This window comes from Candidatus Borreliella tachyglossi (genome assembly GCF_003076595.1).
Lineage (GTDB): Bacteria > Spirochaetota > Spirochaetia > Borreliales > Borreliaceae > Borrelia > Borrelia tachyglossi.
Genome location: NZ_CP025785.1, coordinates 706,743 through 729,482 on the forward strand (window position 1 = coordinate 706,743; position 22,740 = coordinate 729,482).

Annotated in this window: 22 protein-coding genes; 16 read left to right on the top strand and 6 right to left on the bottom strand. The window is 30.8% G+C overall.

The annotated features are described in order from the left end of the window. Positions 1-16 precede the first annotated feature (16 nt). On the bottom strand, positions 17-1,714 hold the full coding sequence (locus CR532_RS03395) for a histidine kinase (protein WP_199911325.1): 1,698 nt from the start codon (positions 1,712-1,714) through the stop codon (positions 17-19). 222 nt (positions 1,715-1,936) lie between these two features. Here CR532_RS03395 and groL point away from each other — a divergent pair, with 222 nt between their 5' ends. The 6 genes from groL (at position 1,937) to CR532_RS03425 (ending at position 8,125) form a co-directional block, all read left to right on the top strand. After that, positions 1,937-3,565 carry a chaperonin GroEL gene (groL, locus tag CR532_RS03400; RefSeq protein WP_108729402.1) on the top strand — a complete coding sequence of 543 codons (1,629 nt, stop codon included), beginning with the start codon at positions 1,937-1,939 and terminating at the stop codon, positions 3,563-3,565. Between the two features lie 62 nt (positions 3,566-3,627). Then, entirely contained in the window at positions 3,628-3,924 is a 297-nt protein-coding gene (locus CR532_RS03405) for a hypothetical protein (RefSeq protein WP_108729403.1), read from the top strand. Between the two features lie 15 nt (positions 3,925-3,939). Continuing rightward, on the top strand, positions 3,940-4,248 hold the full coding sequence (gene yajC / locus CR532_RS03410) for a preprotein translocase subunit YajC (protein ID WP_108729404.1): 309 nt from the start codon (positions 3,940-3,942) through the stop codon (positions 4,246-4,248). Between the two features lie 59 nt (positions 4,249-4,307). Further along, the gene (secD, locus tag CR532_RS03415; RefSeq protein ID WP_108729405.1) at positions 4,308-6,068 is read left to right on the top strand and encodes a protein translocase subunit SecD; all 1,761 of its coding nucleotides are present in this window, start codon (positions 4,308-4,310) and stop codon (positions 6,066-6,068) included. Beyond that, positions 6,052-6,951, top strand: a complete 900-nt coding sequence (secF, locus tag CR532_RS03420) for a protein translocase subunit SecF (RefSeq protein WP_108729406.1) — start codon at positions 6,052-6,054, stop codon at positions 6,949-6,951. Before secD ends, secF begins: the two co-directional genes overlap by 17 nt. A 22-nt stretch (positions 6,952-6,973) precedes the next feature. Then, positions 6,974-8,125, top strand: a complete 1,152-nt coding sequence (locus tag CR532_RS03425; RefSeq protein WP_108729407.1) for a hypothetical protein — start codon at positions 6,974-6,976, stop codon at positions 8,123-8,125. A gap of 5 nt (positions 8,126-8,130) precedes the next feature. On the opposite strand, the gene CR532_RS03430 is transcribed toward CR532_RS03425, so the two are convergent. Beyond that, a complete protein-coding gene (locus tag CR532_RS03430; protein WP_108729408.1) occupies positions 8,131-8,970 on the bottom strand; it encodes a DnaJ domain-containing protein in 840 nt (279 codons plus the stop codon). Positions 8,971-9,084: 114 nt separating this feature from the next. On the opposite strand from CR532_RS03430, the gene psgB reads away from it, so the two are divergent. Next, positions 9,085-10,230: a HemN-related non-iron pseudo-SAM protein PsgB gene (psgB, locus tag CR532_RS03435; protein ID WP_234416420.1), complete on the top strand. Its 1,146-nt coding sequence runs from the start codon at positions 9,085-9,087 to the stop codon at positions 10,228-10,230. On the opposite strand, the gene rpiA is transcribed toward psgB, so the two are convergent. Next, on the bottom strand, positions 10,217-10,903 hold the full coding sequence (gene rpiA, locus CR532_RS03440) for a ribose 5-phosphate isomerase A (RefSeq protein ID WP_108729409.1): 687 nt from the start codon (positions 10,901-10,903) through the stop codon (positions 10,217-10,219). The two genes, psgB and rpiA, sit on opposite strands and share 14 nt — an antisense overlap. A 224-nt stretch (positions 10,904-11,127) precedes the next feature. On the opposite strand from rpiA, the gene gpmA reads away from it, so the two are divergent. Beyond that, entirely contained in the window at positions 11,128-11,874 is a 747-nt protein-coding gene (gene gpmA, locus CR532_RS03445) for a 2,3-diphosphoglycerate-dependent phosphoglycerate mutase (RefSeq protein ID WP_108729410.1), read from the top strand. Positions 11,875-11,960: 86 nt separating this feature from the next. Here gpmA and lysS read toward each other — a convergent pair whose 3' ends face one another. Both lysS and era read right to left on the bottom strand, forming a co-directional pair. Beyond that, positions 11,961-13,523 carry a lysine--tRNA ligase gene (gene lysS / locus CR532_RS03450; protein WP_108729411.1) on the bottom strand — a complete coding sequence of 521 codons (1,563 nt, stop codon included), beginning with the start codon at positions 13,521-13,523 and terminating at the stop codon, positions 11,961-11,963. A gap of 86 nt (positions 13,524-13,609) precedes the next feature. Next, entirely contained in the window at positions 13,610-14,482 is an 873-nt protein-coding gene (gene era, locus CR532_RS03455; protein WP_108729412.1) for a GTPase Era, read from the bottom strand. A gap of 95 nt (positions 14,483-14,577) precedes the next feature. On the opposite strand from era, the gene CR532_RS03460 reads away from it, so the two are divergent. From CR532_RS03460 to CR532_RS03470, 3 genes are read left to right on the top strand one after another with little or no spacing between them, the layout of a single operon-like run. Continuing rightward, a complete protein-coding gene (locus tag CR532_RS03460; RefSeq protein WP_108729413.1) occupies positions 14,578-14,928 on the top strand; it encodes a hypothetical protein in 351 nt (116 codons plus the stop codon). Positions 14,929-14,940: 12 nt separating this feature from the next. Next, the gene (locus CR532_RS03465) at positions 14,941-15,348 is read left to right on the top strand and encodes a hypothetical protein (protein WP_108729414.1); all 408 of its coding nucleotides are present in this window, start codon (positions 14,941-14,943) and stop codon (positions 15,346-15,348) included. After that, complete coding sequence (locus tag CR532_RS03470) at positions 15,348-15,791, top strand: DUF192 domain-containing protein (RefSeq protein WP_108729415.1); 444 nt, start codon at positions 15,348-15,350, stop codon at positions 15,789-15,791. Before CR532_RS03465 ends, CR532_RS03470 begins: the two co-directional genes overlap by 1 nt. Position 15,792: 1 nt before the next feature. Here the strand turns inward: CR532_RS03470 and CR532_RS03475 are convergent, their stop codons facing one another. Continuing rightward, the gene (locus tag CR532_RS03475; protein ID WP_108729416.1) at positions 15,793-16,443 is read right to left on the bottom strand and encodes a hypothetical protein; all 651 of its coding nucleotides are present in this window, start codon (positions 16,441-16,443) and stop codon (positions 15,793-15,795) included. 43 nt (positions 16,444-16,486) lie between these two features. On the opposite strand from CR532_RS03475, the gene CR532_RS03480 reads away from it, so the two are divergent. The 5 genes from CR532_RS03480 to CR532_RS03500 all read left to right on the top strand — a co-directional run bounded on the left by CR532_RS03480 (position 16,487) and on the right by CR532_RS03500 (position 22,736). Continuing rightward, a complete protein-coding gene (locus CR532_RS03480; protein WP_108729417.1) occupies positions 16,487-17,446 on the top strand; it encodes a hypothetical protein in 960 nt (319 codons plus the stop codon). Then, positions 17,430-18,434, top strand: a complete 1,005-nt coding sequence (locus CR532_RS03485; protein ID WP_375537740.1) for an N-acetylmuramoyl-L-alanine amidase family protein — start codon at positions 17,430-17,432, stop codon at positions 18,432-18,434. The genes CR532_RS03480 and CR532_RS03485 overlap by 17 nt, the downstream gene beginning before the upstream one ends. After that, positions 18,424-19,005 carry a flagellar filament outsheath protein gene (locus CR532_RS03490; protein WP_199911307.1) on the top strand — a complete coding sequence of 194 codons (582 nt, stop codon included), beginning with the start codon at positions 18,424-18,426 and terminating at the stop codon, positions 19,003-19,005. Before CR532_RS03485 ends, CR532_RS03490 begins: the two co-directional genes overlap by 11 nt. Positions 19,006-19,050: 45 nt before the next feature. Then, complete coding sequence (locus CR532_RS03495; RefSeq protein ID WP_108729419.1) at positions 19,051-20,091, top strand: flagellar filament outer layer protein FlaA; 1,041 nt, start codon at positions 19,051-19,053, stop codon at positions 20,089-20,091. A gap of 71 nt (positions 20,092-20,162) precedes the next feature. Then, entirely contained in the window at positions 20,163-22,736 is a 2,574-nt protein-coding gene (locus tag CR532_RS03500) for a chemotaxis protein CheA (protein WP_108729636.1), read from the top strand. The last annotated feature ends 4 nt before the right edge of the window (positions 22,737-22,740 follow it).

The following is a 22,740-nucleotide window of genomic DNA, read 5'->3' on the forward strand; positions in this document are numbered from 1 at the left end:
ATTTAGCAATATTTTACTACTGATGGCTATTTATTTTCATCTTTTTTATGTTTGGATAAAAGAGTAGATTTTTTATTTTTGAATTTATCTTTATTTTATTGTCGAAATTATTATTCATTGGGAGCAATAATAGATTTAAACTCAAAGAATAATTTTTCAAATCCTCAGATTTTACTCTATTGTAAGAGCCTCCTATATTTAAGATGAACCATCTCTTAGAGCTTCTTTTTTCAATTTTATAATTGATCGTATATATAATATATTTTTCAATATTTAAGAAACTGATAAAGAAGTTGCTGCTTTGATCGCTTCCCTTAGATATTAAAAATTCTGTGCCATTAATATATCCTTTAATATCTTTTTTGGTTTCAATGATTTTTTCATAAGTGTCAGAGTCATTGTATCGTGCAGTAATTTTCAAGTATGTTCCTTTGTCAACTTCGAAGATAGGTATCTCTAAACTTGAATATTCAAGTAAATCATTGATATTACCTATCTTTAGATTTTTATTGTCAAAAGTCAGAGTAGAGGGCCATACTATTTTGATTGATATAAAAAAGCTTGCCAGACTTTCATCTAGAAAAAAATCAAGTATTGATTTTTCTTGTGTATCGAAATTTAAGTATTGCCTAACTCCTAAAATATTTTCATTTGAAAATGAGAAAGAACTTTCAATAGCTGGTTCTAGGGTGATATCTTTTTTTGATGAAAATTTGAGGTAAGTTTTGCAAGAATCTAGAAATTCAGCATTTCTCTCTTTGTGTTTTATTTTACTCAGCTTTCCTGCTTCGAATTTCACATGATATTTTTCATGGGATAATGTAAAATTGCCTTCCATGTTGTATTCAAGATTTTTACTTGTAATAGGTTCTAAGTTTGTTAAATGATTTTCAAAATTTTTATTAATTAAAAATTCCTTTAGTGAATTTTCATTTATTTGGTATTCTTTTAGTCTTTTGTTTTGAAATTGTAATATTAATCCTTGATCTTTTAATGAGTTAAACTCTGGGATCTCTAAGAGTTCTGTGGCTATTTTTATGCCTTCTAGATTTTGTATCTTCGTGCTGTAAAAGTTGGTATCTAGTTCTTTTAAAGATAGTAGAAAGTTCTTTAAGTCTTGATTGTTATAAATATCTTTAATTTCATGAAAATAAATAAGTGTGCCTATGTTTTTCTTTCGTATTTCGGGTTCTTGGATTTCTGATAGGAATTGGCAGTTATTTTTATAAAAAACTAAATACTTTTTATTATTTCTTGCATATCTTACTCCTTCTATGTAGTTAAAATTAAGTTTCCTATACAGTTCAAGCACTCTCTTTCTTCTTTTTTCCATGTTGTATATGTAAAATATGGGCGGAGTATCTTTAAATAGGTCTTTGTAACCGCTACTAAATGGATTCTTTAAAGCCCAATATAAATCTACATGTATTTCATCATGTAGCATGTATTCATGAGGGCTTCCACTGTATGTGCTTGGGATATAAATATCTTCATTGTTTTGAAGTCTTTTAAAGAACCATTCGTGTAGTTCTGGATTTAATTTTAGTTTTTCAAAAAAATATGTTGGGAATGTCCAATGTATCTTATAGCTTAGATGTTTATTTTCAATTAAATATTTCGCATTTGATAAGATAGAATATAATTTACCTTCAGCAAATGCCGTAATTGAGATAATAACAATATAGGTTTTGGAGTATCTAAATTTTCTAAACAACATAAGAAGTCTTTATATAAGAAGTATATATTAGATTAGTAAAAATGGTGTTTATTTTGTAGCAAATTATTGTTGTAGTAGTGTCTAGACTTTTCTGTAATTTTAGTCTTGATTAATGAATGAAAAAATTTTATATTCTTATAGTAATATATATGAAGTTTATGCTAACTTTATAATATTAGGTTCAAATTTAATTTTTTATACTTGAAAGGGGTAAGATTTATGGCTAAGGAAATGTATTTTAATGAAGATGCTAGAAAAAGTTTGCTCAGCGGCGTTGAGAAATTATCAAATGCTGTGAAGGTAACTCTTGGGCCTAAGGGGAGAAATGTTTTGATTGATAAGAAATTTGGCTCTCCTACGGTTACAAAAGATGGAGTTAGTGTTGCCCGTGAGATTGAGCTTGAAAATTCTTTGGAGAATATGGGAGCACAACTTTTAAAAGAGGTTGCTATTAAAACAAATGATGTGGCTGGAGATGGGACTACTACTGCTACGGTGCTTGCTTATGCAATTGCAAGAGAGGGGCTTAAGAATGTTTCTTCTGGAATTAATCCTATTGGGATTAAGAAGGGTATAGATCATGCTGTGGTTTTGGCTGCTGATAAAATTCGTAAATCCGCGAAGAAAATTACCACTAAGGAAGAAATTGCACAGGTGGCATCTATTTCTGCAAATAATGATAGTTCGATAGGTGAGAAAATTGCTGAGGCTATGGATAGAGTTGGAAAAGATGGAGTTATTACTGTTGAGGAGTCAAAGACTTTTGATACTACAATTTCTTATGTTGAGGGAATGCAGTTTGATAGAGGATATCTTTCTCCTTATTTTTCCACAAATAAGGAGAATATGAGTGTAGCCTTTGACGATGCTCATATCTTAATATGCGAGAAGAAAATTAGCACTATTAAAGAACTCTTGCCAGTACTTGAGAAGGTTTTAAATACAAATAAGCCTTTGTTGATTATTGCTGAGGATATTGAGGGGGATGCTCTTGCTGCACTTGTTTTAAATAGTGTTCGTGGAGCTTTGAAGGTTTGTGCTATTAAGTCTCCTGGGTTTGGTGATAGACGCAAGGCAATTCTTGAGGACATTGCGATACTTACTGGTGGTGTGCTTATTAGTGAGGAGTTGGGGCTTACTCTTGAAAATGTTGAACTTGAACAACTTGGGCAAGCTAAATCAGTGAAAGTTGATAAGGATAATACTACAATTATCAATACTGAAAATAAGGAGCAAATAAAAGAGCGTACGGAGCTTATTAAAAAGCAAATTGAAGAGACAAGTTCTGAGTATGATAGAGAAAAGCTTCAAGAGCGTTTGGCAAAACTTGTTGGTGGGGTTGCTGTTATTAATGTTGGAGCTGTTACTGAGGTGGAGCTTAAGGAGAAAAAGCATAGAGTTGAGGATGCTCTATCTGCGACTCGTGCTGCTGTGGAGGAAGGTGTGGTTCCTGGTGGTGGGACAACTCTTATTGAGGTTGCGATATATCTTGATACTATCGATACAAGTAAACTTACTTATGAGGAGAAGCAAGGTTTTGAAATTGTTAAGAGAAGCCTTGAAGAGCCAATGAGACAAATAATCTCTAATGCTGGATTTGAAAGCTCTATTTATATTCATCAGATTAGAACTGAAAAGAAAGGGTTTGGTTTTGATGCAGCTAATTTTAAATGGGTAAATATGATTGATAGTGGTATTATTGATCCTGCCAAGGTTACAAGAAGTGCCCTTCAGAATGCAGCTTCAATTGCGGGGCTACTTTTGACAACGGAATGTGCTATTACTGAAGTTAAGGAAGAAAAGAGTGGTGGAGGGTATCCTATGGATCCTGGAATGGGAATGATGTGAGGTTGTTTTGACTTTGGATTTTTCCTTTAGTTGAGATACTTATAATGTTAAGGAGCTAGATTTTGAGTGAAAATGAGTTTATGTTTTGCATAGGATATGATGGCTCTAAGGCAATAATAGATAAGGAGCTCTTAAGGCAACATAAAGGAAAGAGCGTGGAAGAACTTTTTGAGCTTGGACTTTATAGAAGTGCTTTTAGTAGAGCTCTTTATAGAGATGATGATACTCTCATTGAGTATTTGATTGAAGGGTATAATAAGATTAGTAAATCTAATTATGGTAAAAAAGAGGAGCTTAAGCTCCTCTTTGGGGTAGTCTATCCAGATGATATAGCTAAGATAAAAGTTATTTATGTTTAAAGGTTAGGAGATTTTATGTTTTTATTACAAGAATTTAGCCATAGTAGTAGTTTTTTTAGGAGCTTGTTAGTTTTTGTCCCCGTAATTGCTATATTTTGGTTTTTAGTAATATCTCCTCAGCGCAAAGAAGAAAAGAAAAAGCGGGAAATGATAGCAAATCTTAAAAAGGGTGATAAGGTGTTAACGATAGGTGGGATTTTTGGGGTTGTCAAGAAGATTAGTGATTCTGAGGTTGTGCTTGAGCTTAATCCAACTTCTGAGGCAAAATTTATAAAAACCTCAATTGAAAAAGTGATTTCTGAAAAAATTGAAGATAAAAATTAAGGCGTTAGAAAGCAATTAATATGACATTTTAAATTAACATATATTAAAGGTGTACCAAAATGAATAAAGCCTCTAAATTTATATTAATATTATTTGTAACATCTTTTGCTTATCTTTTAATATCTCCTACTTTGAAGTGGTATTTTTTTACTGAGGATGAAGATAAGAGAATCAGTTCATATTCAAAGGAAGCTTTAAAGGATCATTCTAAGAAGAGGGCTCTTGATTCTCTTGTTAGACTTAAAGAATTATATCAAAAAGATCCAGATGCCCAGATTCCAGATGATTTGAAGTATTTGATTCCAGTTGCACAAAATAACTATAAGATTTATGGAAAGGATTTCCCTAGGTCTTTAAATGTCAAGGTTTTGCGGGATGGATTTTTGACAGATTCTGATATTGAAGAGCTTAGTCTTGAGATTTATAGATACTATGAGAATATAAAGCTTAATAAGAACAGAATAATACAGCTTGGACTTGACTTGTCTGGAGGCATGAGTATTACTATTTCGCTTGATTATTCAGGTCTTGAACAGAGATTGGGACGAGCTTTGAGTTCTTTAGAAAGAGAAGAATCGGTTGAGCGTACTATGCAAATACTGAAAGAGAGGGTAGACACTTTTGGACTTACGGAGCCTAAGATTACAAGAGAAGCGGGTGGAAATAAAATTTTCTTAGATATTCCGGGGGAGAGGGACGAACAGCGCGTTGATTCTCTTTTAAGTGGCAAGGGCAATTTAACTTTTTATGTCGTTGATGATGAGTCTACTTCTGTGCTTAATTCTAAAATATTAGAAGCTGGTCCTCTTTTCTCTATTTTTGATATTAGAGATAGCATGGTACTTGGGGAGAATAAGAAAATTTTTCCATGGTATGTTAAAGATGCTTATGGTGTTGATGATGAGTCTGCGGTTCGTTATTACGTTGTTGATTCTAGTGTTGGGAATTCTTTTGATGGTACCCATATTAGGGATGCTGGGGTTTCTAGCGACCATGGAACCGGTAGAGATATGGTTACATTTAATTTAGATAATGAAGGAAGTGAGAAATTTTTTGGATTTACTCAAAAGAATATCGGAAAAGCTTTGGCTGTAGTTATGGAGGGGAAGATTAAATCCGTAGCGAGCATTAATTATGCTATTGCAGGTGGAAATGTTTCAATTCAAGGGGATTCTTTTGATAAAAAGGAAGCCAATGAGTTGGCACTTGTTTTTAAAACAGCGGCTTTTCCAGTTGAAATAAAAATAGATGATCTTAGAGTTATTGGTCCTACTGTTGGAGAGAAGACGGTTGAGAGTGGAATAAAAGCATCTTTACTTGCGCTTGTGTTGGTTTTTCTGTTTATGTTGATTTATTACAAGGTAAGTGGCTTTGTAGCAGGATTTTCATTGGTGGTTTATAACTTATTATTAATACTAGCGATTCTATCAGCCTTTAACTTTACTTTAACTCTTACAAGTATTGCAGGCCTTGTGTTAACTATGGGTATGGCTGTTGACATTAACATAATTATTTACGAGCGGATTAAGGAAGAAATGAGAAATGGTCGAAAATTTGAGAGAGCCTTTGAGGATGGGTTTAAGAAAGCTTTTTGGTCAATAATGGATTCAAATGTTACCACTTTTATTGCTGTGCTTTTTTTGACTCTTCTTGGAACGGGAACCATTCAAGGTTTTGCATGGTCTTTGTCTGTAGGAATTGTCGCATCGCTGTTTAGTAGTTTAGTCTTTTCAAGGTTTATTTTGGAATTTATCGTTTCTTTTAGTAAGAGCAAATTTGTAAGTATCTCTTGGAGTTCAAAGTATGCAAAAAGTGTTTAATTTTTTAAAATATGGCAATAAAGTTATAGTAATTAGTATTTTTGCGATTTTTTTGGGCTTTATTTATACTTTTATGCAATATGGTGGATATAATTGGGGGATAGATTTTTCTTCAGGAGTTAATATTAACTTGGTAATAGATAAGTTAGGTATTAAAGATGATGAGATAAAAAGGATACTATCCTCAGTTTATAAAACATTTGATGTTAATGAAATTATTTCAAATGAGCTTTCTGGAAGCCATTTTTCTATTAGAGTGAAGTCAGATATTACTGATTATGCCTTAAAAAAGGATATTCAAGGCACTTTAATTGCTCGATTAGAGACAGAGTATGGAGCTAATGTTGAAATTCTCGATTCTTATTTTATTGATTCAAGCTTTTCATCTACTTTAAGGAGCAAATCGATGTTATTGGTTTTTTTAACATTTGCACTTATTTTAGGTTATGTGGCCTTAAGATTTAGGTTGAGTTATGCTGTTGCGTCAATATTTGCAACAATGCATGATATATTTTTTGTAGTTGCTTTTTTAGGAATATTTAGGATAGAAATAAATAGTTCAATCATTGTTTCAATGTTGACGATTATTGGTTATTCTTTAAATGATACTATAATTATTTTTGATAGAATTAGAGAGAATTTTAGAAATCTTACAGGAACTTCATTCTTAAATGTTGTAAACATAAGTATTAAGCAAACGCTGTCAAGAACTATTTTGACATCTATTACGACATTTGTTGCTGTGCTCTCTATTTATGTGTTTACTGAGGGCGCTATAAAGGACTTTTCTTTAATATTTATGGTAGGTGTGGTTGTTGGTACTTATTCTTCAATGTTTATAGCAGCCCCTATTCTTTTAAGTCTTTATAAAAAGATTAAATAAATGTTTTGTTATAATATATGATATGAAGTTTTTTGATTTTGGATCGTTGGGGTTTTATAGGTTTTTTGACTTTCAAAAACATCTAAATTTCAGTATTTTTAGGTATAGTTTAATAAATTATTATTCTTATAAAGAACAATCGAGCCTTATTAATGATGCTAATTTGCTTAAAGGTAAGATTGTATTTTTGGATAAAATTCATAAGGATATCATTAAGATTGTTAGTAATTCTTTAAAATCAAATGAGAGCTTAGATGTTAATAAAAATATATTTGATGATACTTTGGTAACTGTTAAAAATCTAATAAAAAAATATTATCCAGAATCAGAGTTTTTAGACTTGGAATATGGGGTTTTGCTGAATGATGAAGATGGTTTTAATAAATTTTTAGATAAACTTAGATATTTAAATTTCAGAGTAGATCTTAAGCAAAAAATTGAAGGATTTGATAAAATGAGTAAGACTCCATACTCTTGTATAAAGATTGCTACCTTTTTTATTCAGGAAGAATTTTTAGAAAGACTTGCAAATACACTTGATTTCTTTTCCAATGAAGCTAATAATAATAATTTGGATTTAATCAATAAAGAAATTGGTGAGTATTATAAAAAAGTAGAGCAGGTTAAAATAAGCGAGCATATTAAAGATACGCATAAAAAGTTTATTATAGAACATACAAAAGAAAAAATATCAAAAATCATGAAAGAGCATAGTCTCGATATATCTAAATTGATTATTAAGATTTCTTTATTAGATATTACTATTCAATGTTTTGAGAGCTATTATTTGAATTTATTAGAAACACTTCACATTCTTTTATCAATAAATAATATTATTGAGATTGGATTAGATGAACTACCCGATGCTATTTTTAATGAGTGGAACGAATTTATTTATTTGCGCAGGAAAGAATTTCAAAAACTTGTATTAATTTCAGATTATGTTTTTCAAAAAAGAATAATATCTACCATAAATTCTGGGGGATGGAAATTTACATTCTTTACCCTTGCTCCTAGGCAGGGTGATATTGTTCAATTTTCAGTAGATATGAATAAGAATTTTGGCAACATTGAGGAAGGCATTAAAGAGTATGAACTTAAAATAAATAGACTTAGTGATCTTAATCTTGAATGGAAGAAGAACTTGAAAAGTTTTGAGCATTTATTTGTCTAGAGTCTTTAATTGTATATTTCTTTTAATCTCTCATAAAGGGTTTTTACTTCATTATTAATTATTTTGGGTACTTCTATTATTAGATTAACTCTAAGATCTCCTGCTATAGTATTTCCAAGTGTTGGCATTCCAAGACCTCTTAAGCTAAGTGTTTCGTCTGTTTTTATATCTTTTGGAATTCTTATCTTTATTTTTTTACCTTCAATTGTTTCAAAAATTTTTTCACTTCCTAGAGCGATTTCCCATGGGTATACATTAATTTTTGTTTCTAAGTTTCTCCCCTTTAGGTTAAAATTTTTATAACTTGATATTGCGAACTTTACAATTAAGTTGCCTCTCCTCCCAGAAATTGGATTGATATTTCCTTTTCCATTGATCTTTAATTTAGTAGTTTCTATTGTTCCTCTTGGGATATTAATTTCAATTCTTTCATTGCTTATGAGTGCTGATTTTTTCCCTCCCATATAAGCATCATACAATGAAATATTAATTGTTATCTCTTTATCTTTAATTATTCCTCTTGTAGATCCTTCAAAAATATCAGAGAAGAAATCAAAAGTTTCAAAAGAATCAAAACTAGTGCTTTTAAATCCTTTATCAAAAGGCTTTCTGTTATGATTGGTACTAAAATCTGCATTTCCTAAATGATCATAATTGGCTTTTTTTTGAGGGGATGATAGAATCTCATAAGCTTCATTTATTTCTTTAAATTTTTCTTCAGCAAATTTATTTCCTTTATTTTTGTCAGGATGGTATTTTATAGCTAGCTTTTTGTAGGCTTTTTTTATCTCTTCAGTAGTTGCATTTTTTCGTATTCCAAGTATGTCATAGTACCCTTTAGTCATTAAAAACCTCTTGCTTTTATTTGTTGTTTTGTGTCGAAGGGTTTTAATTCATTATAATCTACTTTATCACTATATATGTTATAATGAAACTTAAATTTTTTAAAGACCGTTTGCATGAGAGTGAATTTTTTACCCTTAAGTGATTTAAGTATTTATATTGATATTACTAATTGCTTTAAGTATTCTTTTTTAAATAAAATATTGAGTGAGTTGAATTGTTATTTAGAGGCTTTGAGTTATCCAAAAATTAGAACTCTTTATATTAAACATCAGAAAGATTTATCTTTCATTAATGAGGCTAATTTGGAGTCTTTTTTAGCTTCTTTATCTGAGAGTATTGACCTTGTTCAATTGAGTGAGTTTACCTTCGAAGTGTATTCTAGAGGGGTTACACCTTCTTTTTTAAGGATTTTAAATAATTTTTCTGTTAGTAGGATTAGTCTTAATATAAAGAGCTTTTCTCAGAAATTTTTAGGAATTATGGGCGCTTCTAGGGTGTCTTTTAAAAAGGTAAATGCCGTGATTGATAATATTCGCAGGTTTAATTTTGATTTGAATATTGATTTAAATATTCAAATACCCTATCAAGAGAAAATGGAGCTTAAACGTGATTTAGTAAGGTTAGTGGGATTTGTTCCTGAGCATATTTGTCTCTCAGAAATTTCAATTGATGAGAAGAATTTTATTAAGAATCTTTTTGGTGATACCTCTTGTGAAGATGAGGATCAGGCTGAAGATTTTTGGTTTTATGCTCTTGATTTTTTAGAATCTAGTGGTTATATAAATTATGAGATTTCAAATTTTGCTTTAAAGGGGCACGAAAGTAAGCATAATTTAAGATATTGGAGACTTGAACCATATTTAGGTCTTGGGATGAATTCTGTTAGTTTACTTATTGGTACCTGTGGGAATGAATTTACGGCCCTAATTAGGAAGGATGATAATTTTTTAGAGAGTGAAAAATCTTCTGCAACTTTTGAAATGATAAGCAATTTAGATTTTTTTATTTTTCACTTTATGACAAATCTTGGAACCAGAGATGGGCTGAGTATTTCTGTTTTGGAGCGTAGATTTAGATACAATCGAGAAGATTTTGTTAAATTTATTGACTATCTTTTGAGCTTAAATAAAGAAGTGATTTTTAGCAATAATATTCTTTATTTAAATGGGTATGAAAGATTTAAATTGGATTTTTATCTTCACTTGATTAGGGAATATTTACTTAGCAATTCTTTTAAAGTCAATTTTAAGTTTCTTTAATTTGTCCATTTTGATAATATATAATTTTGGTATTTTGATGGTTGAAAATGCCAACTTCAAGTATTCCTGGAAACAGCTTGAAGTATCTTTCAGCTCCTTCAGGGTTTTCAATATTCATTTTTACATCTAAGATATAGTTATTATTGTCGGTGAGTATTGGACCTGCTTTAAGTTTGCAAGATCTTAAAACGGGATTAAAGTTCATTCGCTCTAATCTGGCCATAATAAATTTAAGAGAATCTTTAGCAATTTCAATTGGTACAGATGTTTTTTTTCCCAAAGTTTCGACAATTTTTGTTTCATCTGCAATAATTAATAGTTCTTCAGAATTGTAAGCTACTACTTTTTCCATTAAATGAGCTGCTCCACCGCCCTTTAGTAAAGCTTTTTTTTCTAATAAAATTTCATCAGCACCATCAATCGTGATATCTAGGGTTTTGCTAAATTTTGCAAACCTAGATTCATAGGAAATTCCTTCTCTTGCAAGTAGATATTTTGTATCGTTACTTGTTGGGTAGAGCTTTAAATTCCCTAGAGCTCCTGATTTTATTTTTTCGCTTAAATAATTAATTGCATAAAAGACGGTTGTTCCTGTTCCGATTCCAAGATGCATGTTATTTGTTACATAATGATCAATAGCGTATTGTGCAACTAATTTTTTTTGCTCTTCCATATGGATTATCCTTGATCAAATTATCTTACTTATACACTTACGAGTATTATATCATTAAGAGTAATATAATTAACAGTGCTAATTTGTAAATGAAATTATCTGAAATTAATTATATTTGGAGGTATTAGTTAATAATAATTATGCTATTAACATTAATTAGGTTTTGTGCTAATTTATAATTGTAAGGTGTTGTTAGATAATGCAAACATTGCTTAGGAGATTTTATGTACAAATTAGTTTTAGTGCGACATGGTGAGAGTGAATGGAATAAGGAAAATCTTTTTACAGGTTGGACTGATGTTAAACTTTCTGAGAAGGGTATTTCAGAAGCTTTAGAGGGTGGTAGAGTTCTTAAACGAGAAGGATATTCTTTCGACATTGCTTTCAGTTCAGTCTTGGTAAGAGCGAATGATACCTTAAACATTATTTTGAGTGAGTTAGGGCAATCTTATATTAACGTAGAGAAATCTTGGAGACTTAATGAGAGACATTATGGGGCTTTGCAAGGGCTGAATAAAGCTGAAACGGCTGCAAAGTATGGAGATGATAAGGTTTTAATCTGGAGACGTAGTTATGATGTTCCTCCTATGTCTTTAGAAGAGTCTGATAAGCGTCATCCAATTCATGATTTGAGGTATAGGGGAATTCCTAAGAAGGAGCTTCCCTCAACAGAATGCTTAAAAGATACTGTTACAAGAGTTATTCCTTATTGGACAGATAAAATTGCTAGGGCTGTTCTTGAAGGGAAAAGGGTCATTATTGCTGCTCATGGCAATTCTTTAAGAGCTCTTGTTAAGTATCTTGATAATATGAGTGACGATGATATATTAAAGCTCAATATTCCCACTGGGATTCCTTTGGTTTATGAACTTGATAAAGATTTAAAACCTACTAAGCACTATTACTTAGGTGATGAAGATACGATAAAAGCTGCTATGGAGGCTGTTGCTAATCAAGGCAGAGCAAAATAAAGAGTGTGATTTAGAGACTACTAGTATAAAGAGGTCATACTGATTTAATGATCTCTTTATATTTTGTTTTAAATTGTATATTAAAGCTAAATATAGTGTTTTACGATTTCTTCAAATTTGTTGATACCGATTGTTTTAATAAATCCTGCTAATTTTGGTCCTTTGTTTTTATTGATTAGTATATTGTAAAGATGCTTAAAGAATAATGGAGGATCAATGTTATTGTATCTTGCGATATTATAAATTTCATTTTGAATATCTTTTTCAGTTATATTTTCAAAGTCTTTTTTTAGGAAATCTAATAATTGCTTTATCTTGTGTTTGTCATCTTTTAGGGATTCAATGTCGTCAAATTTAGACCTTAGTGAAAATTTAAAGTCTGCAGGTGCAAAGTTGCTTACCCAGTTAAGGGCACAATCAATCTTATTTATAAGCTTTTCTTTTTGGGATTCTTTGACATCATTTAAATATTTGAAAATCTTATCTTTGTCTCCTTCAAAAATTTGACAGATTACGCTTAAATGTCTAAAGCCAATTTGATAGGGAATATCTTTGTCTGGCAAGTTTGGCTGGGATAGTTCGTAAATTCTCCTAAAAGCTTCTTTTTTGTTTTCCTTAATCTCATCAATTCCATAGTACACTCTTTCAAATTTATCGTAATCTTCGTAGATTTTTATTACATCAAGATCGAATGATATTGAAAACTCTATATTAGGTCTTGTTGCTACAAATAAAAATCTTGTTACCTCAGGAGTATATACTTCAAGTACATCTTTCAATGATACAACATCGCCAGATGATGAGGATATTTTTCCGCCACGTCCCTTGATCGATATGAAGTCATACTGAAATGTTATAGGAGGAGCACCTCCAAAAATTTTTACAATTTTTTTTGAGGTGTCAAAACTCCCGCCACTACTATGATGATCTTTTCCAGCAGGTTCAAAGTCAACACTTTCGTATTTCCACCGCATTGGCCAATCAATTCTCCATGGAAGTTTCACAGCCCCTGTTTTTCTCAAATCAAGTGATTCCTTATGCCCACATTCACAATAGTATTCAATAGAATAACAATGATTATATCCTCTGACAGTCGTGGTATCTTTGTTGCATGTAGTGCAAAAAACGCTAATAGGGTACCAATTATCTTCAAGCTTTGTTGTTCTATACTCATTTAGGGCTTGTGCTAGTTCATCCTTATGATCTAACGCGAACTTAATTTGACTTGAATAAGCACTTGACATGTATTGTAGACTTTGGTCTATAAATTCTGGATTAATTCCTACAGTGGGTAAATATTTTTCAAATTCAACTTCGTTTGCTCTTGCATAACTTGATTCATTAGTTTTTGTATCAGGAACTCTTGTTATGGCCTGTCTTAAATAGGTTTCAAGTAATTCTTGTTTTGGCATGTTTTTTGGCACTTTTCTAAATACATCATAATTATCCCAAGAATAGATAAATCTTACAACATGACCCGCATCTCTTAGTGCTCGTGCTACAAGGTCAACAGAAATGACTTCTCTAAAGTTTCCAATATGCACGGTTCCTGACGGAGTAATTCCTGATGCAACTGTATACTGTTCTTTTTTGCCCTTTTCTTCTATGATTTTTTTTGCATAGAAATCCGCCCAGTGAGCTGTTTTCATAATTGACCCCTTATAAGAGTTAATTTTATCACTCTACTTTTTTTGTTTCAAGGTTTTAGGAGTGTTGTTTGAAGGTATGATTTTTGCTAATTTATTAGCGCTTTAATTACTTTAGTTTCTTTATTCCAATTTTTCTTTAATTTGACTTGTAGGAATAAATTACATCTCTTCTTAAATATTTTTGATATTGTGCTTCTTGCTTCTTCTCCAATTGTTTTTATTCCTTTCCCTTCCTTGCCAACAATGATACCCTTTTGACTCTCGCCAGCTACAATAATATTTGCCCTAATGAAAAGTTTGTTTCTTTTCTCTTCTAGGGTATCAATCTCTGTGTATAGGGAATATGGTAATTCTTCTTTAAGTTTTTTAATAGTGATACCTCTAATTATTTCACTAATTCGCAAATTCATTTCTTGATCTGTATAATATTCTTCTGGATAGTAAAGAGGTCCTTCTTTGAAATTTTCGTAAATCTTGTTTTTAAGTTCTTCAATATTAATTTTATTCTTTGCAGAGATTTTTATAATACTTTCTTTCTTTATTTCTGATTCTTCTAAAAATAGCATTATTTCTCTTTCTTTTGTTTTTTTAATGTCAATTTTGTTTATGACTACTAAAAAATTAACTCTGGATTTGTTAATGATTTTCAATAGTTCATGCTCTTCAGTGCCAGGTTCATCTTGGATATCAATTAGGTAAAGGATTAGTTCTACTTCTGTAATTGAGGAGTATACATTATTCATCAATGCTATATTGAATTTCTTTGTACTTAGGTGAAAACCCGGGGTGTCTATAAAAATAATTTGACCCCTTTTGTCTGTAAAAATTCCTTTTATTTTGTTTCTGGTTGTTTGTGGGTTTGATGAGACAATAGATATTTGGTGCCCACATATTGAATTTAGGAGGGTAGATTTTCCTGTTGAGGGTCTACCTATTATTGCTACAAAGCCTGATTTCATTTTAACCTTCCTTTAGATATTGATATATTTTTGATTATAATTAATGTATACTATGTTTAAGTATTTTGTTAAGGCTTTTCTTAAAGGATTATAGTTTGAAAAAGGGAAGTTTTGAAGTTTTTTGCGAGCAATGTAGGGAAAAGGTTGGACTTAACAAATCTGTATGTCCTAATTGTAAGTCTAGATTGGGGGATATTGAGTGTCCCAGTTGTAAGTATGTGGGTATTGTTTCTGAATTTGGAGAGGGATGTCCAAAATGTAGTTATAGCCCTTTTGAGGAACTTAAAGAGGCTCCTTTTAAAAGAAAGCAGAGAGTGAGGCGTTCATGGGATGATATTGTCCTTTTTAAGCCTATATTTAATTTTGGGATTAATATTAATGTCATGCTTTATTTGTTTTCAAGTTTTTTAATGGTTTTGCTTTTTATGTATATTCTTTTTTACTAAGGATAAGCTAAGGTGGGGATTACAGTTTTTTATTTGTTTTCTATTTTTTTATCTTTTGCGATTGGAGATAATATTGAATCCGTAGAAAATAATGTTCGTCAAAACTCTATTTTTTATTATGATGTTGAAGAAGTTGAATTTCCTTATGCTAAAACTCAAACTTTAAAATTTGAAGGTAAGAGCCATTTAAGATACGCTTACTTTAATTTTGATAAGAATAAGCTTTATTCTTATACTTTTGTTTTTGATAAAAAGTTGATTTCTCAATATTCTATCTTTCTTAGTGTTAAGGATAAATTTGGAGATGCTACTAGTGTAGCTCCTTTTAATTATTTGTGGGATGTTGGTGATTTTGTTGTTGCTTTAAATGGTAATATTTTAAGAATGACATTAAAATCTTATATCGATAAGGAGAGTTAATTCTGAGAGCTTTTTTAGCTTTTTTTATTTTAATTTTTTGTGTATCCTGTGTGGCTAGTCATGTTTATGACAAAGAGATTATCATTAATGATGCCAAGTTTTTTGTTAAGCTTGCGATCGATGAGCTTACTAGAGCTAAAGGTTATATGGGAACAAAAATCATAGATGAAAATAATGGCATACTTTTTATATTTAAGAAAGAGAGGAATTTATCGTTTTGGATGAAAGACACGCCTGTGCCACTTGAAATTGCTTATATTGACTCTGGAGGTATTATTAAGGAAATTTATAGTTTAATACCTTTCGAGGAAAAAAGCGTGAATTCTAAATATAAGGTTAAGTATGCTCTTGAGGTACCTAGTGGATCTTTTTCTAAGTTTAAAGTCAAAATAGGTAATAGGGTGAAATTTAATTTTGATGTTGATTCTTTGGAAGTAGAATGAATTATTCGGCTTTTATTTTTCGAAGTTCTTCCTCTGCTGGATCTTTTGTGTGTTCTTCCTGGGTCTCACCTGAGGTATCATTTTCAATTTCTCTTGGGATATTTGTGAGATTGGTAGTTTTAGTATCGTTAGGAATATTGATTACTTTTTTAAAAATAGCTATTGTTGCTGCGACTTCCTCAAGAACATCAAGTAAAAACGTTTCTTTGGCGTTCTCTTCAGCTTTTACGATGTATGCTAGAGAATTATTGCCTCTTTCAGGATCATGGATAATTTCCCATGATCCTAAGACTCGGTTATTGTAGCTGTCACTCATTAAAGATTCTGATATTTCTTGGATTCTATCTGAATTGACATCAAATGTTTCGACAATTCCAAATATTTCTCTTACTCTTGAGTTTTGATATGAATTTAGTTTTGACCGGATGATTATCTGTATTGGCGTATCATTAAAGGTTTTAAATACAATAAAGTCATTTTCTTTGTCTATTCTATATTCAATTTTGTTACTATCAAGGATTTTTTTTACTCTCTTGTCATAATTTACATTATGGTCTTTGCAACTCGTAAGTATTAAAACAATAATAAGTATGGTATATTTAAAACCATTAATGTTTAAGATACTTGTTTTTAACATTTTAGTGCTTATCATGCAGCCATTATAGTTTAATTATAAGGATTTTTAAAGTAAGCTTATGTATTTTAAAAATAATGACTATTCTTATACAGTTATTCAGTCTAAGAATAATTATGTGCAAAGATCAACTTTTGGAATCTCTTTTGTGATTTTGAATAGAGGTACAAAAATTTTTAGAGAGGATTTATTTGAGTTTCTCTCTAATTTTGATTTTATAAGAGAAATTATTTCCATTGAAAAGCAAAACAATAGGAATTCCCTTCAGTTGCTTTCAGAGAGCTATGATAAATTAAAGTTTATTTTGCTTTCTGATGATTTGAATTCTGGAGAGAAGGTCAATTTGGCAATGAAAGAATCAAGTTGTAGTTTTGTTTTTGTTTTAAGAAGTGATATGTATTTATTAAATCCTTTTTGGATTCCTAATATATTCGACGAGATAGTCAGGAAGGGTGTGCTTCTTGTTGGAGGGGAATTTTTTGACAAAGATGAAGAGGTTGTTCCTTCAGTTTTTCTTCCCACTATTGATAAGCAGCAAAAATTGAAGGTAATTTTAGTAAATTCTGAAAAGGATTATGAGAAAACTTTAGTTACTATGGATTATTGTGGTCTCTACTCTAAAGAAAAGTTTGTTCAACTGGGAGGTTTTGATAGAAGAATTAAGAATGAATATTTCCAAAGATTAGATTTTGGGTTTAGAGCCATTTACTTCGGAGAAAGTGTATGTATCTATAGGAAGCTTAGAATACAATATACTGCTTTAAATTTTCCAGAAGATTTAACAAAGAATAGAAGTTTTGTGATTTTTTTGCTTAAAAATTATGTTCCGATTTTTATTGGAAATGGGATTAAGTTTTCGTTTTTAAGGTTTTTGAAAATATGTTTAAGATATAGCCTTAATCCTTTTAAGTTTAGCAGAGAATTCAGAGAAATAAAGCATGAGGTTGCTAAGAATAGCTTAAGGTTTAAAGGGGACTTAAAGAGTGCAATTGAGCTTTGGGAAAATAATATTATCGATTAATTTAATCTTTTTATGTGCGATTTTGAAGGCTCAGGAGTTTGATTATGTTAATATCCTTGATGTACTTGATGGGAGATTCTTTAAGTTTAACTTTAGCATTGAAAGTGATATTCTGACTATTGAGCATGTAAAGGGACACCTTAAATTTAAGGTGGGATTTGAATATGGTCTTTCCTCTATTGGTTATTATATTTACGTAGATCCTATTCTGTTAAAAGAAGGAGAGATCTTAATAACCAAAAGGGCTTTGATGCAGATTGAAAACCATTTTAAATCCTTGCAAAGTTATAATAGGCCAAGAATAACATCGATAGTAGTAGATCCTGGGCATGGTGGGCATGATGGAGGAGCTGTTGTTACTCATAATATAAATGGCCATGACATTACTCTTTTAGAAAAGGACTTTGCTTTAACTTATTCTATACATTTGTATAAGATCTTGAGTAATTATTTCCTAGACAGAAATATTTTCTTGACACGTGTAGATGATGTTTTTGTGCCATTAAAGGATAGGGCTGAGTTTGCGAATGCAATTAAGCCAGAATTTCCAAATAATGTAATATTTTTGTCAATACATGCAAATAAGGCACCAAGTCCTGAAGCTAGGGGAGTTGAGTTTTGGTATCTTCCACAAAATTCAAAAAGGGAAGTGGTTAGAAATTTGAAAGGATATGATATTAGAGATAATCGATACTTAAGAGAACTCAATGATATATTAGATATCAAATATAAGTATGAATCAAAAAAATTAGCTGAAATTCTGTATAAGATTTTTATAAATGCTTTAGATGAAACTAAAATTAGATCCATTAGAGAGGAACAATGGTTTGTAATAAAGAATAGTAGTATGCCTGCTGTATTAGTTGAGATTGGGTTTTTATCAAATATTTCTGATGCAATGTTAATTTTGGATTATAATTACATGAGTAAAGTAAATATATTAATACTCGAATCTTTAATTGAATTTATTGAATTTTATGAAAAATAGTATGTTAAATACATTTTTAAAATGTAGGTTTATTTATTTCAATTTCCTTAGTCTTAATAGAGAAAAATATACTATAACACTAGCTGTGCTTTTATTTTTGAGTTTTTTATTTTCTTCATACATGATTTTTTTAAATTATGATAGTATCTTTTCTAGGAAGATGTTCTACTTTTATTCTGAACATGACTTGATTTATGATTTGAGATATTTAAAGGAGAAGAAATTTTTAAAAGGGAGCTTGGATTCTTTAGTGAAAGATTTTCTGTTGGGCAATAGTAAGGGAGTTTCTTTGAAGGTGGGAACAAGGAATACAAAGCTTTTGTATTCCTTTATGAGTGATCATGTATATTTTATAAATCTATCAAAGGAATTTTATGATTCTTTTGATAATGGTGGTTATTATGATTCTGATAAACTTAGGGTGAATTTGTTTATTAGGTCATTAAAAGAAACAATTAATTTTAATTATCCTGGGTATGTTAGAAAAATTGTTATTTTTATTGAGGGTTATATTTTGCATGATAAGGGTAACGATTTGACAAATTCAGATGTTTTATTCAAAAGTAATTAAAAAAGAGAAATTTTAAATGATTTTTTGGAGAAGGAGTTAATTATTATGACAAAAGTAAAGGGTTTTATTTATGTTGTATTGTTTTTTATGCTGTTTAATCCTCTTTTTGGACAAGAAGTGGCTGGGACGGGGGATGGTGCTCAGAAAAATGAGCCTGGGCCTGGAGAATTAGTGCTTGATTTTTCTGAGCTCGCGAGAGATCCAAGTCCAACTAAGCTTGATCTTACAAATTATGTTGATTATGTTTATTCTGGTGCTTCGGGTATTGTTAAACAGGAAGACATGATAATGGATCTTGGAATAAATAATTGGAGTGTTTTATTGACTCCTTCAGCAAGAATGCAGGCTTATGTGAAAAATTCTATTGTTGCTCCTGCTGTTGTTAAGAGTGATTCTAAAAGGTATGCGGGTGATACTATTTTGGGAGTACGAGTATTATTTCCAAGTCATTCTCAAGCTTCTGCAATGATTATGCCTCCGTTTAAGATTCCTTTTTATTCTGGGGAGAATGGGAATCAGTTTTTAGGTAAGGGTCTTATTGATAATGTTAAGACTATGAAAGAAGTCAAGGTAACTGTTTACAGCTTGGGTTATGAGGTAGATCTTGAAGTTTTATTTGAAGATATGAATGGTATGGAGTATGCTTATCCTTTAGGAACTTTGAAATTTAAGGGTTGGGCGGATTTAGTGTGGTCAAATCCCAACTATATTCCAGTCGTAAATTCTAGAATGGTTAAAGATGATATTCCTAATTATCCTTTGGCCTCAAGTAAGATGAGATTTAAGGCATTTAGAGTTACAAAATATCATAGTTCAAAAGAGCAGAATTTTATTTTTTATGTTAAGGATGTTCGAGTTCTTTATGATAAGTTAAGCGTTTCCTTAGACTCTGATATTGATAGTGAATCTGTTTTTAAGGTTTATGAGACAGATGGAACGGAGTCTTTGCGTAAATTAAAAGCACAAGAAACTTTTAAAAGGGTTTTAAGGCTTAGGGAAAATGTGTCAATACCAGAGGAATCTTTCCAAGATTTTCTAGAGAGAGATAAATACGATAAAGCTGGAACGGATACTCCAGCAAAATAAGTTTGATTATGTGTTATAGGGAAAAATCTTTAAGAATTTTCCCTATAAACTTAAATAGGGAAAATAAGCTCATGCTAGATTCAGAAAATGAGGAGCTTTTAGGAATTTTTTTTGAAGAAGCTCAGAATCTTGTAGATACTCTTGAAGAAAATATTATGTCACTAGAGGATGATCCTAATAGTTCAGAAACTATTGATGAAATATTTAGGGCAGCACATACTCTTAAGGGTGGTTCAGCTTCGGTTGACATGATGGAGCTTTCAGAGTTTACCCATATTGTTGAAGATGTATTTGATGCTATTAGAGCTAATGAGTTAAAAATATGTAATGACCTTGTTGATTTACTTTTAAATTCAATTGATGTAATAAAAGCAATGCTTGATGCACGCCTTAATGGAAATATTTATTTAGAGGATGTAAGTGAACTTAAGAATAAGTTAAGAGAGTTTTTAGGAAATGGCAATAATCAGACAACTATAGTATCTTTGGGGAGTGTTAGTAACGATGAATTTTCATTGTCGTCTTTTGATCTTGGTGATATACGTGAAGGTTTGGGACTTGGTCAGAAGGTTTTAAGGGTTAGTATTAATTTCAATGAAGATAATCCTATGACAACAATTTCTGGTCTTCAAATGTTTCAAGCTTTGAAAGATTTAGGTCCAATTCTTTGTACTATTCCTGCTTATGAGAAGATTATTGCAAATGAATTCTTACGAAGAGTAGATTATTATTTATTATATTCAAATATTGATAATGTTGAGAAAAAAATAAATTTATCGGATGTTGCTTTAAGTTATACAATTGATGAGTTTAATATTGATGTTGAGCTAGAAAAAGCAGAGGCAAGAGGGAGAAGATTTGCTGTTCGTGAACCCTTATCTGGGTGTGAATTGCGACTTTCTAAGGATGAGATTATAATCTTAAGAAATCGTATTGGTAATGCTAAGTTATTTGAAGTGAAGTTGAATTTCAATAAGGATAATCCTATGGCAACAATTTCTGGTTTTCAGATGCTTCAAGCATTAAAAAGCTTGGGAGAAGTTTATAAGTCTGTCCCTAGTAATGATGATTTATTGGCAGATGAGTTTTTTGATTTAGTTGTGTATTATTTAGTATCAGATACTTCAATAGAGAGTATTTCTAAAAAGGTGGATTTATCGGATGTTGTTGTTAGTTTTGAGATTAAAGATATTGATTTTGGAAATATTAAAGATTTAAGTTTAAATATTGAGGCTGATACTGATGTACCTGGTAAGAATGCCAAGCAAGGAGCACCTGTTAATGTTAATTTAATTAGAATTGATAGTAAAAAAATAGATTCTATATTAAATCTTGTAAGTGAAGCTGTAATAAATAAGTCTGCCTATAATCAAATAAATGCTGATATGACATCTTTGCTTTATAACTTTAATTATTTTTATGACTATCAAGAAAGTTTTCAGAGAAATTTTTTAATAGATTTAAAGATTGTTTTTAAAGATGTGGGTTTAGATTTAGACAGTACTGTTGAAGCTCAAATAAAAAATTTACTGAATCATAAAATTGAGAGAACTTTGCATGATATGGGAGAATTAAGAGATTCTTATCTTAAAATTCTTCAGGATTTCAGATTTGTATCTAATAGACTTTCTAGAATAATTACTGATTTACATGAGAGTGTGTTAAAAACACGGATGTTGCCCATTTCTGGTATCTTTACAAGATTTACTAGAGTTGTAAGAGATCTCTCGAGAAAATTAGGCAAAACTGTAGAGCTCCATACTGAAGGAGAGGATACTGAAATTGATAAATCTGTTATAGACGATCTTGTAGATCCTTTGATGCATTGTGTTAGGAATTCTATGGATCATGGACTTGAAACTTCTGATGAGAGACTTAAAAAGGGCAAGGATAAAACTGGGTATATAGTTTTGCGTGCTAAGAATGAAGGCAATGTAATATCAATTGAGGTTGCAGATGATGGTAAGGGCATAGATCTGGATATTATTAGACGAAAATCAATTGAGAGGGGGATTATTAAGGAAGGTTCTGTTTTGTCTGAGAGTGAGATTCTTAATTTGGTATTTTCCCCTGGATTTTCAACGGCTAGTCAAATTACGGATATTTCTGGTAGAGGTGTGGGGCTTGATGTTGTTAAGAAAAGCATTGAGAAATTAAATGGAACTATTTTAATAGATTCAAAGATTGATGTTGGGACTACTTTTAAAATAAAGCTGCCTTTAACATTAGTGATTGTTCAAGGTCTTCTTGTAAAATCAGGAAGTGAGATTTATGTTATTCCTTTAAATAGTGTTCTTGAAACGCATAGAATTAGTGAGGAAAATATTAAACTTCTTGAAAACGATCATGAAGTATATAACTTAAGGGAAGAAATTATATCTGTTCTTAGGCTTGATGAGCTTTTCAATATAGAGAACTATGAAAATTTACGTGAGAAGTTTTTGATAGTTATTAGTATTAATGATAAAAAGGCAGGAATAATAGTAGATTCTATTCTTGGAGAAGAAGATTTTGTTGTCAAGCCTATTAAAGATAAGTATGCTTCAAGTCCTGGGATAGTTGGTGCTACCACACTTGGTAGTGGGAAGGTGGTCTTAATTGTTGATGTATTTAGGCTTTTTGATTTAAAGAAAATGAAGGAATAGGCTT

Bases quoted from the DNA above. Each gene is read 5' to 3' on its own strand.
- CR532_RS03490 (WP_199911307.1), top strand. From the start codon at position 18,424: ATGAAAAATAGTATGTTAAATACATTTTTAAAATGTAGGTTTATTTAT.
- rpiA (WP_108729409.1), bottom strand. From the start codon at position 10,903: ATGGAAGAGCAAAAAAAATTAGTTGCACAATACGCTATTGATCATTAT.
- secD (WP_108729405.1), top strand. From the start codon at position 4,308: ATGAATAAAGCCTCTAAATTTATATTAATATTATTTGTAACATCTTTT.
- groL (WP_108729402.1), top strand. From the start codon at position 1,937: ATGGCTAAGGAAATGTATTTTAATGAAGATGCTAGAAAAAGTTTGCTC.
- CR532_RS03430 (WP_108729408.1), bottom strand. From the start codon at position 8,970: ATGACTAAAGGGTACTATGACATACTTGGAATACGAAAAAATGCAACT.
- CR532_RS03480 (WP_108729417.1), top strand. From the start codon at position 16,487: ATGTATTTTAAAAATAATGACTATTCTTATACAGTTATTCAGTCTAAG.
- gpmA (WP_108729410.1), top strand. From the start codon at position 11,128: ATGTACAAATTAGTTTTAGTGCGACATGGTGAGAGTGAATGGAATAAG.
- CR532_RS03500 (WP_108729636.1), top strand. From the start codon at position 20,163: ATGCTAGATTCAGAAAATGAGGAGCTTTTAGGAATTTTTTTTGAAGAA.
- psgB (WP_234416420.1), top strand. From the start codon at position 9,085: ATGAGAGTGAATTTTTTACCCTTAAGTGATTTAAGTATTTATATTGAT.
- CR532_RS03495 (WP_108729419.1), top strand. From the start codon at position 19,051: ATGACAAAAGTAAAGGGTTTTATTTATGTTGTATTGTTTTTTATGCTG.
- yajC (WP_108729404.1), top strand. From the start codon at position 3,940: ATGTTTTTATTACAAGAATTTAGCCATAGTAGTAGTTTTTTTAGGAGC.
- secF (WP_108729406.1), top strand. From the start codon at position 6,052: ATGCAAAAAGTGTTTAATTTTTTAAAATATGGCAATAAAGTTATAGTA.
- era (WP_108729412.1), bottom strand. From the start codon at position 14,482: ATGAAATCAGGCTTTGTAGCAATAATAGGTAGACCCTCAACAGGAAAA.
- CR532_RS03425 (WP_108729407.1), top strand. From the start codon at position 6,974: ATGAAGTTTTTTGATTTTGGATCGTTGGGGTTTTATAGGTTTTTTGAC.
- CR532_RS03475 (WP_108729416.1), bottom strand. From the start codon at position 16,443: ATGATAAGCACTAAAATGTTAAAAACAAGTATCTTAAACATTAATGGT.
- lysS (WP_108729411.1), bottom strand. From the start codon at position 13,523: ATGAAAACAGCTCACTGGGCGGATTTCTATGCAAAAAAAATCATAGAA.